We start from the raw sequence: 17473 nt of genomic DNA, 5'->3' as shown, positions 1-17473 counted from the left end.
CGACGCAGTCGATCAAAATCATCTGCTCATTCACGGTTGTGAGGGGGCGGAAAAAATCCAGACGCCTTGAAGGTCGATGTCTCAGTCCCTGTAGAGTAACGCTTCAACTACAACGCCAAACGCTGATGAGTGTTCGCGACGATTGGGGTAGTAGAGATGGTAACCGGCAAAGGGTTGACACCAATCTTCCAACACCCGCACAAGGCTACCGTCCGCAAGTTCCTTCGCCACCATGTCCTCTGGCAGGAAAGCCAAGCCACATCCCGCCACGGCCGCACGCAGAATTGGCACGCTGCTGTTGAATGTCCATTGGCCCTCGACGCGGGCCTTGAGCTCGTGGCCATCCTTTTCGAAATCCCATTGCATCAGGCTGCCGTGAGTCGGTAGGCGCAGGTTAATGCAGTTGTGCGCCGCCAGATCTCCCGGTTCCATCGGGTAAGGCCGATGCTGGAAATACTGCGGCGAGCCGACAACGGCGATGCGCAACGATGGCCCAATCGGTACGGCAATCATGTCCTTGGCTACCTGTTCGCCCAGGCGCACCCCCGCGTCATACCGCTGCGCGACGATGTCGGAAAGGGCGTAATCGACGGTGATTTCGACCCTGATGTCCGGGTAGTCGGGCAGCACCTTCAGCAGCTTCGGCCAGAGAATATTGTTCGCCGCATGCTCGGACGCCTGAATCCGCACATTGCCGGCGGGGGTGTCGCGAAACTCGCTGACGGCGGCCAGTTCCAGTTCGATCTCATCGAACCTCGGTGCCATCGATTGATACAACCGCTGACCCGCCTCGGTCGGCGAGACGCTGCGTGTGGTGCGCGTCAGCAGGCGCACACCCAAGCGGCTTTCCAGTGCGCGCATGGTGTGGCTCAGCGCCGACTGCGAGACGCCGAGTTGTGCGGCAGCACGGGTAAAGCTGCCTTCGCGGGTGATGACCACGAAGGCTTGCAGGTCGTTGAGATTGGCGCGGGACATTGATGAGAACCTCTCATGAGGGGGCGCGTGATTATTCCATGAAAGCAGGTCGCACACAGATGCGCGACCCCCAGAGAGTTGATTACAAGGTACGGGCGTAGAACGTGGTCAGTTTGCCAATCGCGGCATCGACATAACGCGGCACCCAGTAGGTTTCAATGTGGGTGGCGCCATCGAGGATGAACACTTCCTTGTCGGTGGTGCCGGTGGCTTTGGGGAACGCATCCTGGGTCATGTACAGGCTGTCGGCCTTGCTGCCGGCGATCATCAGCAACGGTTGATTGATCAATTCGATATGGTCGGTGGCGTCGAAACGCATCAGGTCAATAAGGCTGCTGGTGGTGTATTTGAAGGTCGAGTTCGGGTGCGCGTGGGTTTTCCAGTAGTACTCATAGCCTTGGCGATACAGTTCGAAAGGCAGTTTGGCAATCTGCTCGTCGGTGAGGTTGGCATCCCCCGAATACAGCACCGCGCCCCCCGCTGCTTCTTGCGCGCGGGCAGCTGATGCCTGCTGCAAACGTTGCTGGATGCTGTCCATTTGCGAGTCGTTGTAGCCGTTGCGGCGTACTCGACCCGAGTTGAACATGCTCACCGTCGCCAGGGATTTGAAGCGTTTGTCGGTTTGCGCCGCCGCCAACGAATAACCACCGCCGCCACAAATGCCGAGCAGGCCCAGACGATTGTCATCCACGCCAGCGAACTGGCTGATGAAATCGGCCATGCCGTGAATGTCTTCGATGCGATACGCCGGTTTATCGATGCTGCGCGGCTGGCCACCGCTGGCGCCCTGATAGGCCGCATCGGCCGTGATGGTGATGTAGCCCTGTTCGGCGAGCCGCTGGGCATAGAGACCGGCGACTTGCTCTTTTACGCCGCCATTGGGATGCGCAACCACCACGGTCGGGTAGTTCTTCTTCGCGTCGTAGTTGGCAGGAGTGTAGACATTGGCGGCGATGTCCAGCCCGTTGAGCTTATAGCTGACCGGGTGGATGTTGACCTTGCCCGGCTCGTTCTTGCTGATCGCGCCGTCATAGGCGAGTGTGAACGGGTTCTTCTTGTAGTCAGCGGCTAACGCTTCGCCCGCCGAGAGACCGACCAATGCCGACATGAGCGTGGCTTTGAGAGTGTTTTTCACGTGAAGCTCCTGAGCAAAAAAAGGGCGGCAGTAGCAAAAGTATTTGGGTCAGTCCAGCTGTTTTTCTTTGAGGAACTGCGCGACCAGATCAGCGATCTGCACGTTGTTCAGATCCGACATGGGGAAATGGGTATTGCCGTGAATGCCAATCTCCGGCAGGTGTATCAGTCGCACATCACCGCCATGGCGATTGACCGCGTCACGCCAGAGCCGGGCCATTTTCAGGCGTGCGCGCCAACTGTCCTGAGCGGGCAGATCGACTGTCTGTTCCGGAATGTTGTCTCCGTACAGGATCAGGATCGGAATGCGCGTCAGTGCCATGAATTGCTCCATCGGCACCGCTGCGCCTTGCACCGTGTCGAACGCGCTGGGAATCGGCGCCGGCACTTCACCGTCAGCAAACACGAAACTGCTGCCCGGTTCGAACGCCACGATGGCTTTGACCTTGTCGTTCTTGATCGCCGTCAACCAGCCCGGCCCGCCACCCTGAGAATGCGTAAACAGGATGCCGGGGCCGATTTTGTCGAACAGCGCCGACACACCATCGGAGACCACGCCCATGTCAAACGGCCCGGTGTTCGGCGTCATTGCCCTGAAAAACTGCTCGCGGGTCTGGGCGTCCTGTGCCACTTGCACGCCGTTGAAGTAGCGGGGCCAAAGGCCGATGCGGAACTGGTTGAACCACAGTTGTTCGTCCGGCACAGGCTTGATGGTGGTCTCGACCATGCTGCGCCCGGCATCACCACGCCGGGGCTGATCGATCAGATAGACGCCGTAGTGGCGGCGCAGAAAGATGTTCTGAAAACCCTCGCGACCATCGGCGGTGGTTTCCCAGGTCTTGGAAAACTGACCCGCGCCGTGCCACATGACGATGGGCAGTTTTCGCGCGTCCGCCGGGATTTGATAGAAGGCGTAGACGTGGTCACCGTGGTAGGTCTGGCCGTTGGGTGTCATCGGTTGGCGCGGGTTGAAGGTGCCCGGTGCCGTGGTCATCGTTCCGCCGGCGGCGAAGCTGCCTTGTTTCTGGATCAGCAGCGGGCCTTCGGAGTGGTTCGCGCAGGCCGCCAACAGGCTCAGCAGCGTGACGCTCAGTAAATGCTTTGCAGATTTCATGTCATTTCCCCGCTGTTGCGAGCGCTTGGGTCAGCGCTGCGCTTGCCCGCTTGGCAGTCTGTGTATCGCCATGCTTTTCAAGCAGCTCGGTGACCTGGCGCAACTGTGCCGCACTTAGCCCGACGCGCAGGCTCGCCGCCATGTGCGAACGCAGTTGCGATTCCACGCCCGGGGACGCTGCCAGCGCCCCGACTGTCGCCAGTTCGCGGCTTTGCCAGTCGAGGTTGTCGCGCTCGAAAATGTCGCCGAACAGATGGGTTTGCAGGAACCGGTTGATCACCGGAGCGAACTCGAACACCGGGCCTTTGACCGGGGCGCCGGAGATTTTCGTTTGATTCGCCGTACCCGCTGCCAATAGCTCATCCCCGACCGGAGTCGCCCGGCTCGGCTCACGTCCCGGCGCATCGTCAAGGCCGCGTTGTTTGCGCGCCTGCACCACGGTCATCAATTCATTCAAGGCGTTGAGGCTGCGGGGGAAGCCGACGTAGGCGTAGAGCTGCACGAGAACTTCACGGGTTTCGCTAATGGTCAGGCCGGCATCAAGCCCTTGGTTGAGCGCCGTGTTGAGGTTGGGCATGTCGCTGGTCGCCATGAACGCCGCGATCAGTGGAATGGCTTGTTGCTGGCTCGACAAGCTGGCTGCGCTGGCGGGTGTGCTGGTCATGGTGGGCGAAGCCTCGGCTGCTTGAGTGGTGACGCTGAACATCGCCCCGACGCCAAGGCAGAGCGCCATGAGTGTGGGGAGTGCAGTGCTGTTGCGGGTGTCAGTGATCATCGTGAAGGGCTCCATCCATTGCGGGGCGCTGCGGTGTCGCTGAATCGTACGGAGGTTGGTTATGGCGATTAACCCTGATATTGCGCATGGGTTCCTGAGCAGAACTCATGAATCGACGGAGCAGTCATCGCAGAAATCCAGACGCAACCCCGCAGATTCGGGGCTTAGACGTCGACTAGTCGATTGCCCCCAACGTGCCGGGAGCGCAACTTCGACACATTCCGTAACTTCATTTACCGGCGTATTGCGCATCCGAGACCTGTTCCCCCCAAGTGACGGTCTTGCCGTCCTCGGCTTCAGCGATGGCGATGTGGGTCATGCCGTTGCTGGCCGTGGCGCCATGCCAGTGACGGGTGTTCGGTGGAATCCAGACACTGTCGCCCGGACGGATCTCCTGACGCGCGCCACCCTCTTGCTGCACATAGCCGACGCCGGCAGTGACGATCAGCGTTTGCCCCAGCGGATGGGTGTGCCACGCCGTGCGTGCGCCCGGCTCGAAGGTCACTGTGCCGCCGCCGATGCGCGCCGGCGGTTCACCTTTGAACAGGCCATCAACGCGCACCGTGCCGGTAAAGTTTTGCGCCGCGCCCTTGACCGAGGGCTGCGCGCCGTTTGGCGTGATGCGGATTTCGCCGGCGGCCTGGGACTCTGCCGCCATCAGTGACAAAGCAACGAGTGGCGCAATCAATCGGTTCATCGGATTGGTTCTCCGGTCAGACAAGAAAAGCGGCGCCGCCCGTGGCGCCGCGTTGGGCAGACTCAGAGTCCGGTCATTTTCAGTGCCGATTCCGGCAGGCGTTCACCGTGCACCTGAATCTGCGCGATCTGCTCGTTGATCACGCGCAGATCGTCGCCGGTCAATTGCAGTTCGACCGCGCCCAGATTCTCTTGCAGTCGATGGGGTTTGGTCGTGCCAGGGATCGGCACAATCCACGGTTTTTGTGCGAGCAACCAGGCTAGCGCGACTTGCGCAGGTGTCGCGTGCTTACGCTCAGCGACGACTTTCACCACATCGACCAGCGCCAGGTTGGCCTTGCGCGCTTCGGGGGAAAAACGCGGGACGAAGTTGCGGAAGTCGCTGGCGTCGAACTGCGTGTGCTCATCGATCTGACCGGTGAGAAAACCGGCGCCCAGCGGGCTGAACGGTACGAAGCCGATCCCCAGTTCTTCCAGCACCGCCAGCAGCTCCAGTTCCGGGCCGCGCCAGAACAGCGAGTATTCGCTCTGTACCGCCGTGACCGGTTGTACCGCGTGGGCCCGGCGGATGGTTTCCACACCTGCCTCAGACAGGCCGAAATGCTTGACCTTGCCCTCGGCGATCAATTCCTTGATGGTGCCGGCGACGTCTTCAATGGGCACCTGCGGATCAACGCGGTGCTGATAAAACAGGTCGATGTGATCGGTACGCAAGCGCTTCAACGACGCCTCGGCGACGGCGCGGATACGCTCCGGCCGGCTATTGGTGCCGCCGCCTCGTGCACCGGTGATCGGGTCGATATCGAAGCCGAACTTGGTGGCGATGACGACCTGCTCGCGGATCGGCTGCAAGGCCTCGCCCAGCAGCTCTTCATTGGCGAACGGGCCATACGCTTCGGCGGTGTCGAACAAGGTGACGCCTTGCTCGTGGGCCGAACGAATCAGCTTGATCATGCTGGCTTGGTCGGCTGCCGGCCCGTAGGCCGACGTCATGCTCATGCAGCCAAGGCCCAATGCAGACACTTCCAGGCCATTGCCCAACGTGCGGTTTTTCATTATGTCACTCCGTACAGAATTCGATTAATGCGTGAGAGGGTGATCGTTCAGCCAGCCGTTCACGCGTTCCATGGTCTTGCGCTCCTGCTCACCCTCCATCACAAATCCTTCCAGCACTTTGGCCTTCGGCGCGTGCTTGACCAGCACACTGCGGCTGTTGCCCAAGCCGTAACCGCCGTGGGTGTTGAAGGGGATGAGGGTCTTGCCGGTCAGGTCGTGGGCGCTGAGGAATGCGCGCACGATCGGCGGCGCGGTTTCACCCCAGATCGGAAAACCGAGATAGATCGTGTCGTAGTCGCTGAGGGCATGAACCTTGTTCTGCAGCTCGGGCTCGAAGCCACTGTCACGCTCCTGGCGGGCCTGCTCCACGGTTTGCAGATAGTCCTCGGGGTAAGCGTGGGCCGGACAAATCTCGAACAGATCGGCACCCAGTCCACGCTGGATCAGCCCGGCAACCACACGGGTATTGCCCGAGCGCGAAAAATACGCGACCAGAATGCGCGAGCCAGAACGCGGTGTTTCACCGGCACTCTGCGTGTCGGCAAGCGACAGCAGTGGCGCGCTGGCCAATGCGGCGATCACCGTGCGCCGCAGCGGATCGTGATCGTTACTCATCGGCCGACACGCGCCTTGAGGGATTCGGGGTAGCGCTCGCCTTCGATGCGGACTTGCGCCAGCGCGGTATCAATCGCTTTGAGTTCGGCCGCATCGAGCGTGATCTCCGCGCCGCCGAGGTTTTCTTCCAGGCGATGCAGTTTGGTCGTGCCCGGAATCGGCACAATCCACGGTGCCTGCGCGAGCAGCCAGGCCAGCGCGATCTGCGCCGGTGTCGCTTGTTTCTGCGCGGCTATCTGACGGACCAACACCACCAGCGCCTGATTGGCCTGGAGCGCCGATTGGCTGAAACGCGGGACGATGCTGCGGAAATCGTCGCTGCCGTAAGTGGTCTCAGCCGTCACCGTGCCAGTGAGAAACCCCTTCCCCAGCGGACTGAAGGGCACGAAGCCAATGCCCAGCTCCCAAAGCGTCGGCAGGATTTCCTGCTCGGGATCGCGCCACCACAGTGAGTACTCGCTTTGCAGCGCCGTGATCGGCTGCACCGCATGCGCACGGCGAATGGTCTGCGCACCGGCCTCCGACAGGCCGAAGTGCTTGACCTTGCCTTCGCCAATCAAGTCCTTCACTACGCCGGCGACGTCTTCGATCGGCACGTTCGGATCGACGCGGTGCTGGTAGAGCAAGTCGATGTAGTCGGTCTTCAAACGACGCAACGAGCCCTCGACGGCTATTCGAATACGTTCGGGGCGGCTGTCCAGAGTCTGCTTTGTATTGTCGGCGCCGACGGCGAAGCCGAATTTTGTGGCGATCACGACCTGGTCGCGAACTGGCGCCAGCGCCTCGCCGACTACTTGCTCATTGATATAGGGGCCGTAGAATTCGGCGGTATCAAAGAACGTGACGCCTCGCTCAACGGCTGAGCGGATCAGTGCGATGGCTTGTTCGGTGTCCGTGGCCGGGCCATAACCATGGCTCAGACCCATGCAGCCGAGGCCGAGGGCGGATACTTCGAGTGAACTGTTGCCGAGTGTGCGTTTGTGCATGTTGATCTCCCGTTGGGCATGGGAAGAACAGTAAGCGCGCTAACGACTGAGGACTAGACGGGTAAATCGGCAAAGCTTGATGAGGTTTGCTCATCAGTCCCGGAAAAGGGGACGTGGCGACTGCCGAATGAAAGCCTGGGTCACGGTAGGCCATCACCGCTCGCACACAAAAAATCTGACACTTTCTTGACCGTCCGCTTTTGGCCGATTGCTGCCCGTGAATGCAATCAGAGGCAGCCTTTCCCATCCGAGTTGTGACGTCTCGATTCAAACGCTGATCAGCTAATGCGTGCGGCTATTGGAGGGCGATAGACAATGCCCTCCAACACATAGATTTTTAACAAGTGACCTGTTCTGGTAGCTTACGACGCTCACAAGGATTTGACAGGAAGTCATTATGGCCAAGCCAGCGGCGCGAAAAAGTGATCCATACAGTTGCCCATTGCCAGGACACGGCACCAACCCTATTGCGGTCGGCTCTCCCGACGTGTTTTTCGACGGACTGGCCGCAGCACGGCAAGGTGACGCGTGCACATGCGGGAGTGCGCTCTCATCTGGCCTATCTTCGACTGTGCTCATCAACGGTAAGAATGCCGCAACCATTGACACGGGTGGCACTCACGGCGGCGTCGTAGTTGGCGGGTCGGGGACGGTGATAATCGGTGATACCCATTCGCCTTGTGAGTTTGTTGCTCCTGCGCCGTTAGCGGGGTATGCGCGTTGGATCGGCTTCAGAATACCTGCGGACGAGAGCTACGAAGGCCTATCCTGCACCGCGCATTTTGATGACGGCTCATCGTTGCCCGGTGTATTTGATAAAGACAACGCCATTAAATTTTCGAACCTATCGGGGAAGGCGTGCGTGATGCTCCAATTTGAAGAGCAAGCATCCGAAGAAGCGGCATCTCTCACCGAAAGTCTATTGAATTCGATTTTGGGATAAGGACCATCCTATGACAGAGCCGTACATCGTCACTGGCAGCTATGTGGTCCAGCGAGAGCACGCCTTGCAAGACTCTCCTCTTGATCGGGCTTTAGAGCTAATGGAGGGCTCTGCGCTGCGGTTTTCACTGGATGCGATATCTGATGAAAAAACTCGAGCGAGCTATATCAAGAATATCCAGCGTATGTCTCAGCAAACACGCGATGACGTGAAAGCTGGAAAGATTACGGCGCAAGAGGGAGTGAAGTTCAGTCACGAGATGCGCAACAAAATCATGGTTGAGCATCGCAAGTTCACCTCTGCGCAGGGGCTGGCAATCGCCCAGAGGAAGAAAAAGGGTGGGACGGAGCTCAAAACACTTTTAAATATGTACTCTGAAAACCTATTCCAAAAAGGTTACGACAGCCTTTCGGAAATAGAGAAGAACAAAGTCCATTACACCATTCTGGAATCTTCGGGCCGGGATAATGCCAAGTTCTCGGCCGGTACAAAAAAGATGCTGATCATGGGCAAGCTTGGTGTTCTCGTAACTGCGGCTCTGGCGACATATCAGATATTGAATGCTGAAAACAAACCCAAGGAAGCTGCGCGCCAAGGAATCATTGTCGGTGCTGGGGCATTTGGTGGGGTACTTGCAGGGTTGGGCGTCAGCGCATTTTGCGGACCTGGTGCCCCCATTTGTGCAATCGCAGTGGTCTTGGTTGGAACAATCGCAGGCGGTGTTGCGGGCGAAGCTGTTGCGAGTTCATTGGATGAAGAGCTTGAGGAGTTCACGCATTGGGACATCTTCTGACTGAGCCAGAACTGACCAAGGTCAGAGCGGCACTCTCCGAGCCCTTCAACGACTTTCCGGTTGAATATGACTACCTAGCAAGGAAAGTAAGAGGCGTCGACCCTGACATTCTTTACGAAATTCTCTATTCAGAGGTCGCACCGGTGTGCTTCACCAATCTTGTGGCCGCAGTACCCCCGGTATGGACTGGTTTCGATCCTGACATACTCAGAGAGTCGATAGAGGAAAGGTTGGCTGCGAGAAAACGTAATTGGTTTCGTCGGCAGTTCGATAAGGTGTTGGTGCGCTGGCTGAAATACAACTACGCCTATATTTGGAAGGAAATCGCCAGCAGATTGTGATCCAGAATGCTTCAAGGCCTCAGCTTGGTGAACCTTGAAGACTGGCGACCACCGCAGCTGCTTTTTCACGCTAAAGGCAGCCTCCATCGGAAAGAGTGGGAGATCTCGAGATGCTGCGCGGAGCTGAGAACAGTGAGATGTTGCGGGAATACTACGAGATTCTGGTTACTCCAGAGGCCAAGCACGCGCTCTTGTACATGATTGGATGGGCATCAACGCTTAAGGGCTATGACTGCTTTCCAAGCTCGCACGGATACATCAAGGATTTTCGTTTCTTGCGTGAGGATGACTGCGATTTTGCATTCATTCCGAACCAAAAGTGGATGTTGTTCTACTTCAGAAAGCCGTGCCTGCGTCTCCAAAAGTTTTCGCGTGAGGAAATTTTTGGAAGAATTCCCGACGTAAAAGAGAATGCGAACGGAGAGTTTACTGTCAGGCTTAAAAGTATGAGCGACGTCATGCGCTTAGCTAGTTACATCGAAAGTTAGATGTGATCACGGTGATATTTGTTCGATTACATCAGTCGACTCCGAACAGCCGCAATGGGCCGAAAATTGGTCGTTATGCTCATTTTTCTCTCTGTTTTCTCCCGTATGGCGGCCTAATCGCCGCCATAGTCGGGGGCCGGTTACTCCGTTGGCACCACGTTATCCAACGCCCGATTCACTGCCAACTCCCCAAGCATCACCACCTGTGCAATGCCTTGCAGCGTCTTGCGTGCCGGTCCCTGCACCAGCCCGATCACATCCCCAAGCATCACCGATGCCGAGCCGAGTGATTCACTGGCATTCACCAGCAATTCCTCAGTCTTGGTGTTCGGGTTGGCGATAAACATCGTGTTGGTTTGGTACGGGGTGAGCATGATTTCCGGGGCGGGGCCGAGGTAATGGGAGAGGGCGCGGTCGACGGCTTCGTTGAATTTCTTGGCGTCTGGGGATTCGTCGCCCGCGATCGGGTCGGTTTCTGGTGGATTCGGTGTGATTTTGAACATGATGTAACTCCCTTGTGTCGCTTAAAAGGAGCCATCACCCTCTCGCTACCAAACGATGGGTGGCGGCCATGCACAGGTTGGTAGACCGGGACACAAGGAAAACCGGCGCGCTCGAAAGCGCCCTGCGCATGACCACCATAAAAGCCAGGCGAAGACTTTCGCCAATAGTGAAATTGCGCACCTTGTATACACGGGCTACCAAACCCGATCACTGCTATTCAGTGACCGACCCACAATAGAACCCGCATCCAAGGCGCACAAGCCGGCGGATTCTGGCGTAGTCGTAGGCAACGGCGCAAGGCGTTGTAGGTTGGGATGACGTAACTTGGGGTGTCTTTAAACAAAGTCCAGGAATTGCTTCAACAGGGCAGTTCGAGCTGTTTTTGCGATGTCTTTGTGGACTGGAGGAGCGATAGCCGTTTCGCGATCCACCGCAGCAAGTCCCGTGGCTAGAGGGGGAGTTAATTCGCCAGCGAAATCAGCGTGTCGATCACATTGATCGGCACATAAATCAACGTAATCGCCGCATACGCTTTACGCGACCGAGCCACAAATGCGCCAATCGGCAACGCAATCATGACCACATCGAGCAAACCCCAAAGCGCTACAGGCGATGCCTCAAACAACGTGACATTAACGATCAGCCCCAGGCACAGATACGTGGACAGCGACAGCAATGCATAGCGCCCATCCTGTTCGAAATACACGCGCAAACCGTGCTGCTCATCCTCACTGCGGCTCGGCAGCAACAACGCCGCGGTGACAAACAGCGACAGCGTCAGCATCACCAACAGTAGAAATTCGAGAAACGAGAAGGTCTGTTTCACCGTCGACAGTGCGTTGACGGCCCACCAGAATTGCAGCTGCATGGTAAACAGCATCACCGCCCAGACCAGCGCCACCCAATCTGGCTTGGCTACTCGGCGGATGCGGAACACCGTTAATACGCCAAGCAGCAGGCGGGTGACGGAGAGCCCGAGGATCATTGAGAGAACGGTGGCGACGATTGGGAAGTTGTTCATCAGGCCTCCCGGGGTACGCGTTATGGGTTAAAAGGGTGTTTTGCGCAGGCCCGGTGATTGGTAGCGTCATTCCTTGACCTTAAAACTAGCGTGTTCACGCGATAGGGCATGGCAGCGCCATGATCGGGCGGAGGACGACTTCACGCCTTGAACGGCTGGGTGTGAGTGATACGATCGTGGCGTGCCAACCACGCCAGCTAGCAGAATCCGTCACCATGAAGCCCAGTTTCGAGAAAATTCCCACCGAGGCCGATGCCTCTTGGACGCTGCTGAACCGGCGCTTACCCGAGGCGATTCCGTTCGAGTGGCATCACCATCCCGAGTATGAGCTGACGCTGACGTTGAACAGCCGAGGCCATCGCTATATCAGCAATGACGTTGCGCCTTACGATGACGGGGATCTGATTCTGGTGGGGCCGAATGTGCCGCATAGCTGGTCTTCGGCGGAGTTGATTGATCCGCGGCAGCCGCACGTTGCGTTGGTCATCTGGTTTTCGGCGGCGTGGGCGGAGTCGTTGGTGACGTTGTTCCCTGAGTTGGGGTCGGTTCGGCGGTTGCTCGCGGCGGCGGGGCATGCGTTGAGTTTCAGTGAGGACGCGTCTCGCGAGGTGCGGCCGGTGATTGAGGCGATGGTCGATCAGGAGCCGGCGGAGCGATTGATTGCGCTGCTGGCGGTGCTCGGCAAACTGGCGAAAGACGTTGATGCCACGCGGATTCTCCCAGCGCCGAGCACGCAGGCCGGGAGCCCCATCGTCGAAGACCCGCGCATCCATCGAGTCCTGGAGTACCTGCATGGGCACTACGCCCAACCCGTCAGTATTCCTGCTTTGGCCGAGATGGCGTGCGTGAGCGTGTCGGCGTTCCATCGAATGTTTCGTCGTCACACGCGCTGCACGGCGCTGGACTACATCGTGCGCTTACGGATCGGACATGCTTGTGCGCTGTTGATGCAAGGGCACACTACGGTTTCGCTGATCGCTGAGGCGGTTGGCTATTCGTCGTTGGCGCTGTTCAATCGTCAGTTCAAGGCGCAGAAAGGGCTGACCCCCTCGGAGTTTCGCCGCCAGCACGAGCATCATTTTCACTAGGTCGATCGTCCCGGCCCATCCGGGCAAAACGCCACAATCGTATTACCTGACGCTTCAATCGAGGCTGCCGCGATAGCCCTCGGAAGTGCTTCCATACCTGCCTGAATAACAAGAACAGCAGGTCATTCAATGAGCAAATACCAGGCATTCGAAAGCGCAACGCTTCCCGACGATTACCGAGCCAGCATCGTCAATATGAAGCGCGCGCTGCGTGAGCAGATCGGCGATGTGGATGCGTTGTTCGCCCAGGTCAGTGAGTTTGTTGCTGGCGAAATCGCCTCAATCAAAGAGCAGGAAGCGCTCACAGGTTCGGCTTGGCCGGAGCTGGAGTTCGCTGACATTCTCGCGGCGAAAGTGAAGCCGCAGCAGTTGGCGTTGATCAAACGCCGGGGTTGCGTGGTGATCAGAAACCACTTTCCACGAGCGCAGGTGTTGAATTGGGACAAGGGCCTGCTGGAATACCTCGATAAAAACCACTTCGACACTGTTTACCGTGGCCCGGTTGACCAGTTTTTCGGCAACCTTGAGGGTTCACGTCCGGAGATTTTCCCGATCTATTGGTCTGCGTCGCAAATGCAGTTGCGTCAGGACGAGCGGATGGGCGCCGCGCAATCGTTCCTCAATCGTCTTTGGAAAACTCAGTCGCACGGTCAGGAATGGTTCGACCCTGACGTCAATGCGCTGTATCCCGACCGGGTGCGGCGGCGCCCACCGGGCACCTATTCCAAAGGGCTGGGGCCGCACACCGATTCGGGTGCGTTGGAGCGCTGGTTGCATCCGGCGTACCTGAAGGTCTTCGACAAAATCTACAGCAACGATTTCAACGCCTACGACCCCTGGGACGCGGCGTTTCGTACCGAGGTTGATGAATACGCCTACAAGGACACGGTCAAGTGTTCCGCGTTTCGCACGTTTCAGGGGTGGACGGCGTTGTCTGACATGAAGGCGGATCAGGGCGTGCTGCATACCTTGCCGATTCCGAAAGCGATGGCGTACATGCTGCTTCGCCCGTTGCTCGATGACGTGCCCGAGGATGAGTTGTGCGGCGTGGCGCCCGGCAAAGTGCTGCCGGTTTCAAGGCAATGGCATCCGCTGTTGGTCGACGGGCTGAGCCCGATTCCGGATGTGCAGGCGGGGGACTCGGTCTGGTGGCATTGCGATGTGATCCACAGCGTCGCGCCCGTGGACAACCAACAAGGTTGGGGCAACGTGATGTATGTGCCTGCGGCGCCGATGTGTCCGAAAAATCGGCGTTACGCCAAAGATGTATTCAGGGCATTTGAACGGGGCGCGTCGCCTGACGATTTTCCGCCTGAGCATTACGAAAAAAACTGGCAGGAACGCTTCAGTGTCGAGGGCTTGAATGCACTGGGGCGCGCGGGTCTTGGGCTCGAGTAAGTCATCGAACTGCACCGCTGAATCCGTTCAATAACAACAATAAAGGTATCGAAAATGAACCGCATCAATCGCCTTGCTGCAATGGTTTCTTTGGCGTCACTTTTCCCCTTCGTCGTCCACGCCGCTGAAAGCAAAGGCTCCGTCGAGGTCGTTCATTACTGGACGTCCGGCGGCGAAGCCAAGTCGGTGGACGTGTTGAAGAAGATCATCGAGAGGGATGGTTTCACTTGGCAGGACAGCGCCGTCGCTGGCGGCGGAGGTGGCGCGGCAATGACCGTGCTGAAAACTCGCGCGGTGTCGGGCAATCCGCCCTCGGCCGCACAGATCAAAGCGCCGGATATTCAGGAGTGGGGTCGGCTCGATTTGTTGACCAGCGTGGATGACGTCGCCAAGGCCAACCATTGGGACAACCTGCTGCCCAGGACCATCGCCGACAGCATGAAATACGAAGGGCATTACGTCGCGGTGCCGGTGAACATTCATCGCATCAACTGGTTATGGCTGAACCCGGTGGTGCTGAAAAAGGCCGGCGTGAGCAAGGCGCCGGCTACTCTGGAAGAGCTGTATGCCGCTGGCGACAAGCTCAAGGCAGCGGGTTTTATCGCCATCGCCCATGGCGGCCAGGCCTGGCAGGACACCACCGTTTTTGAGAATCTGCTGCTGAGCGTCATGGGTGCTGACGGGTTCAAGAAAGCCTTTATTGATGTCGATGAGGCGACTCTCACCGGGCCAAAAATGACCGAGGTGTTTGCTGCATTGCACAAATTGCAGGGTTATCTGGATCCCGACGGCAATGGTCAGGACTGGAATCTGGAAACCGCCAAAGTCATCAACGGCAAGGCCGGTATGCAGATCATGGGTGACTGGGCGAAAAGCGAATGGACGGCGGCCGGCAAGCAAGCCGATGTCGATTACCTGTGCGTACCGTTTCCCGGCTCGCAGGGCGTTTACAGCTACACGATTGATTCGCTCGCGATGTTCAAATTGGCCACAAAGAACGACAACCCCGGCAACATTGCTGCTCGTGATGATCTGGCCAAGGTCGCGCTGGAGCCGGAGTTTCAGTATGTCTTCAACCAGAACAAAGGCTCCATTCCAGTGATTAAAGGGCTGGACATGAGCCGATTCGACAGCTGCGCTCAGGCCTCGGCGAAGGATTTTGCCAACGCCGAAAAGACCGGCTCACTGGCGCCGAGCATGGCGTTTAATATGTCGACATCGCAGGCCGTGCAGGGCGCGGTGTTTGATGTGGTGACGCACTTCATGAATGACAAAGATGCTGATCCGGCAAAGGCCGGAAAGCAGTTGTTGGCGGCGATCAGAGCTGCGCTGTAGGGCGAGAGGCTTTCCGGTTGGTCGCGGGGGACGGTCGGGGTTGATGAGGCGGGGCGGACGACGTTGAGTTTTGTGTGGGGCTGGCTGTCGGGAGCGAGTGGGGGCGGGGAGTCGAATTATGTTGAGGTTGTTGGGGAATAGTTGAGCGGGATTTACGGCTGTTGGATTTCGGTTGGATGAGCTGACGCGTAGCCGAATGGTTTTCGACTACGCGAGCCCTTCAATTACTGCAATTCCACCAATGCCTCACTCACCGCCATCACATCCCAAGTCCGCATCACCTGCGTAATCGCCGCATCAATGTTCTCAATCGGCGTGTCATCCCGAGCAAGGATGGAAATCCCCTGCAGGAAACTGTCGAACACCGTCGCCATCGCGGCTGCGTTCGTGTCGTCCGCTAACAATCCTTCACTCACACCACGTTCGACGCACGCCACAATCCCCGCGCGGGTTCGGGCGCGGGAGTGGGTGAGGGCTTGAGCGACGTGGGCGTTTTCCGGACTCGGGGCGCTCATGACGCCGAGGGTGACCATGCAGCCTTTGGGGTGGCCGTCGTCGCATTGCATGCGTGCTGACTGGCGCAGTGCGGTTTCGATGGCTTGGCGTGGCGGCAGGGTTTCGTCCCACAGGCATTCGGTGACCTGGGCGAAGGTCGCCAGGTAACGCTGCACGCATTCGTCGAACAGGGCTTCCTTGGAGCCGAACGCGGCGTAGAAACTCGGTGCGGAAATGCCGCCACCCAGTTCAGCCTTCAACAGTGAAAGGGATGTCGAGTCGTAGCCGTGTTGCCAGAACAATTGCATGGCCTGGTCGACGGCGTCGTCGCGATCGAATGCGCGGGGGCGGCCGGTTCTGGCCATAGCTGAAACTCCTCGGAAAGTGATTTGGATACTAGTCGATACATAAGTCGTTGACAACGTGCCTCGGCTGCCGCCAGTATTTTATATCGATCGGTACGCAAGTCTGAATTTCCAAACTCAAGGAGTTTCCCGTGACACCTTCATTGACTCTAACGGCGGCGCCCAAACGCCTGCCCATCGGCGCGCTGCTGGCGCTGGCCATGACCGGATTTATCTGCATCGTCACCGAAACCCTGCCCGCCGGGCTGTTGCCGCTGATCAGCGAAGGCTTGGCGATTTCGCCTTCGATGGCCGGGCAGATGGTCACCGCTTACGCGCTGGGCTCGGTGCTGGCGGTGATCCCGATGACCATTGCCACGCGCGGCTGGCGTCGGCGCAATGTGTTGTTGCTGACCATCGTCGGTTTTCTGCTGTTCAACTCGATCACGGCGCTGTCGTCGCACTATGGCTTGACGCTGGTGGCGCGGTTTTTCGCCGGGGTTGCGGCGGGTCTGGCGTGGAGTCTGTTGGCCGGTTATGCGCGGCGGATGGTCGAGCCTGATCAGCAGGGAAAGGCGTTGGCGCTGGCCATGGTCGGTACGCCGATTGCCCTGTCTTTGGGGGTGCCGCTCGGCACATGGCTGGGAGGGCTGGTCGGTTGGCGTACGACGTTCGGCATTATGTCCGGGCTAACTTTGATTTTGATCGTATGGGTGCTGGTGAAAGTCCCCGACTATCCACCACAGCCTGCGCATCGGCGCCTGTCGTTACGCAAAGTGCTGACGACGCCGGGCGTCCGGCCGGTGCTGGCGGTGGTGATCAGCTGGATGCTGGCGCACAACATTCTCTACACCTACATCGCGCCGTTTGTGGCGCCGGCGGGGCTGGCGGATCGAGTGGACCTGGTGTTGTTGGTGTTTGGTCTCGCGGCGTTGGCGGGGATCTGGCTGACCGCGAAACTGGTTGAGCCGCTGTTGCGCAAAACGGTGTTGGTGAGCCTCGCTACCTTCGCTGGTGTTTGCGTGGTGCTGGGATTTATGGGGCATGTGCCGCAGGTGATTTACATCGGCGTGGCGGTGTGGGGTTTGAGTTTTGGCGGCGCGGCGACGCTGTTGCAAACGGCGCTGGCCGATGCCGCCGGTGACGGCGCCGATGTCGCGCTGTCGTTGAATGTGGTGGCGTGGAACAGCGCGATTGCTGGCAGCGGGGTGGTCGGCGGGGTGTTGCTCGACCGCTGGGGCGTCGCCTCGTTTCCCTGGGCCATGGTGGTGCTGGTGAGCGTAGGGTTCGCCATTGCCTTCGGCGCGCGGGTGCATGGGTTCAGATCGGGGCCGCGTGTTGCTGGAGCGGTTGCGGTTGCCGGGCACTGATG

The 17473-nt window shown here is 58.6% G+C and carries 19 protein-coding genes; 8 read left to right on the top strand and 11 right to left on the bottom strand.

What is annotated here, in order from left to right; genetic code table 11:
• Nucleotides 1-81 precede the first annotated feature (81 nt).
• The 8 genes from ACZZ0A_RS12680 to ACZZ0A_RS12645 form a co-directional block, all read right to left on the bottom strand.
• On the bottom strand, nt 82-975 hold the full coding sequence (locus ACZZ0A_RS12680; RefSeq protein WP_007913030.1) for a LysR family transcriptional regulator: 894 nt from the start codon (nt 973-975) through the stop codon (nt 82-84).
• 82 nt (nt 976-1057) lie between these two features.
• A complete protein-coding gene (locus ACZZ0A_RS12675) occupies nt 1058-2110 on the bottom strand; it encodes an alpha/beta hydrolase (RefSeq protein WP_007913032.1) in 1053 nt (350 codons plus the stop codon).
• A 48-nt stretch (nt 2111-2158) separates the two neighbouring features.
• Nucleotides 2159-3103 carry an alpha/beta hydrolase gene (locus ACZZ0A_RS12670; RefSeq protein WP_177321049.1) on the bottom strand — a complete coding sequence of 315 codons (945 nt, stop codon included), beginning with the start codon at nt 3101-3103 and terminating at the stop codon, nt 2159-2161.
• Nucleotides 3104-3224: 121 nt separating this feature from the next.
• Nucleotides 3225-3998: a carboxymuconolactone decarboxylase family protein gene (locus tag ACZZ0A_RS12665; protein WP_007913034.1), complete on the bottom strand. Its 774-nt coding sequence runs from the start codon at nt 3996-3998 to the stop codon at nt 3225-3227.
• Nucleotides 3999-4227: 229 nt separating this feature from the next.
• Nucleotides 4228-4695, bottom strand: a complete 468-nt coding sequence (locus ACZZ0A_RS12660; protein WP_007913035.1) for a (R)-mandelonitrile lyase — start codon at nt 4693-4695, stop codon at nt 4228-4230.
• Nucleotides 4696-4757: 62 nt separating this feature from the next.
• Complete coding sequence (locus tag ACZZ0A_RS12655) at nt 4758-5750, bottom strand: aldo/keto reductase (protein WP_007913036.1); 993 nt, start codon at nt 5748-5750, stop codon at nt 4758-4760.
• Between the two features lie 24 nt (nt 5751-5774).
• Nucleotides 5775-6365 carry a flavodoxin gene (locus tag ACZZ0A_RS12650; protein WP_007913038.1) on the bottom strand — a complete coding sequence of 197 codons (591 nt, stop codon included), beginning with the start codon at nt 6363-6365 and terminating at the stop codon, nt 5775-5777.
• Entirely contained in the window at nt 6362-7351 is a 990-nt protein-coding gene (locus tag ACZZ0A_RS12645) for an aldo/keto reductase (RefSeq protein ID WP_007913039.1), read from the bottom strand. Before ACZZ0A_RS12645 ends, ACZZ0A_RS12650 begins: the two co-directional genes overlap by 4 nt.
• Before the next feature lie 397 nt (nt 7352-7748).
• Between ACZZ0A_RS12645 and ACZZ0A_RS12640 the strand changes: the two genes are divergently transcribed.
• The 4 genes from ACZZ0A_RS12640 to ACZZ0A_RS12625 all read left to right on the top strand — a co-directional run bounded on the left by ACZZ0A_RS12640 (nt 7749) and on the right by ACZZ0A_RS12625 (nt 9916).
• The gene (locus tag ACZZ0A_RS12640; protein ID WP_007913041.1) at nt 7749-8294 is read left to right on the top strand and encodes a PAAR domain-containing protein; all 546 of its coding nucleotides are present in this window, start codon (nt 7749-7751) and stop codon (nt 8292-8294) included.
• 10 nt (nt 8295-8304) lie between these two features.
• Entirely contained in the window at nt 8305-9087 is a 783-nt protein-coding gene (locus ACZZ0A_RS12635) for a hypothetical protein (protein WP_414916006.1), read from the top strand.
• The gene (locus tag ACZZ0A_RS12630; RefSeq protein WP_007913045.1) at nt 9072-9428 is read left to right on the top strand and encodes a DUF7079 family protein; all 357 of its coding nucleotides are present in this window, start codon (nt 9072-9074) and stop codon (nt 9426-9428) included. Before ACZZ0A_RS12635 ends, ACZZ0A_RS12630 begins: the two co-directional genes overlap by 16 nt.
• A gap of 110 nt (nt 9429-9538) precedes the next feature.
• Nucleotides 9539-9916, top strand: a complete 378-nt coding sequence (locus ACZZ0A_RS12625; RefSeq protein WP_095111967.1) for a hypothetical protein — start codon at nt 9539-9541, stop codon at nt 9914-9916.
• A 140-nt stretch (nt 9917-10056) separates the two neighbouring features.
• On the opposite strand, the gene ACZZ0A_RS12620 is transcribed toward ACZZ0A_RS12625, so the two are convergent.
• Both ACZZ0A_RS12620 and ACZZ0A_RS12615 read right to left on the bottom strand, forming a co-directional pair.
• A complete protein-coding gene (locus ACZZ0A_RS12620) occupies nt 10057-10419 on the bottom strand; it encodes a DUF6124 family protein (protein ID WP_007913049.1) in 363 nt (120 codons plus the stop codon).
• 461 nt (nt 10420-10880) lie between these two features.
• On the bottom strand, nt 10881-11441 hold the full coding sequence (locus ACZZ0A_RS12615; protein ID WP_463543195.1) for a hypothetical protein: 561 nt from the start codon (nt 11439-11441) through the stop codon (nt 10881-10883).
• A gap of 215 nt (nt 11442-11656) precedes the next feature.
• Here ACZZ0A_RS12615 and ACZZ0A_RS12610 point away from each other — a divergent pair, with 215 nt between their 5' ends.
• The 3 genes from ACZZ0A_RS12610 to ACZZ0A_RS12600 all read left to right on the top strand — a co-directional run bounded on the left by ACZZ0A_RS12610 (nt 11657) and on the right by ACZZ0A_RS12600 (nt 15262).
• Entirely contained in the window at nt 11657-12529 is an 873-nt protein-coding gene (locus tag ACZZ0A_RS12610; RefSeq protein ID WP_176472282.1) for a helix-turn-helix domain-containing protein, read from the top strand.
• 129 nt (nt 12530-12658) lie between these two features.
• On the top strand, nt 12659-13927 hold the full coding sequence (locus ACZZ0A_RS12605; protein WP_007913055.1) for a DUF1479 domain-containing protein: 1269 nt from the start codon (nt 12659-12661) through the stop codon (nt 13925-13927).
• Nucleotides 13928-13981: 54 nt separating this feature from the next.
• Nucleotides 13982-15262 carry an ABC transporter substrate-binding protein gene (locus tag ACZZ0A_RS12600; RefSeq protein ID WP_463543194.1) on the top strand — a complete coding sequence of 427 codons (1281 nt, stop codon included), beginning with the start codon at nt 13982-13984 and terminating at the stop codon, nt 15260-15262.
• Between the two features lie 224 nt (nt 15263-15486).
• On the opposite strand, the gene ACZZ0A_RS12595 is transcribed toward ACZZ0A_RS12600, so the two are convergent.
• Nucleotides 15487-16122, bottom strand: coding sequence for a TetR/AcrR family transcriptional regulator (locus ACZZ0A_RS12595; protein ID WP_463543193.1), 636 nt, complete (start codon nt 16120-16122; stop codon nt 15487-15489).
• Nucleotides 16123-16253: 131 nt separating this feature from the next.
• On the opposite strand from ACZZ0A_RS12595, the gene ACZZ0A_RS12590 reads away from it, so the two are divergent.
• The gene (locus ACZZ0A_RS12590; RefSeq protein WP_463543192.1) at nt 16254-17471 is read left to right on the top strand and encodes an MFS transporter; all 1218 of its coding nucleotides are present in this window, start codon (nt 16254-16256) and stop codon (nt 17469-17471) included.
• The last annotated feature ends 2 nt before the right edge of the window (nt 17472-17473 follow it).

It is taken from the genome of Pseudomonas sp. AC242 (assembly GCF_979258655.1).
This window is presented reverse-complemented; position numbering and strand designations above follow the sequence as displayed.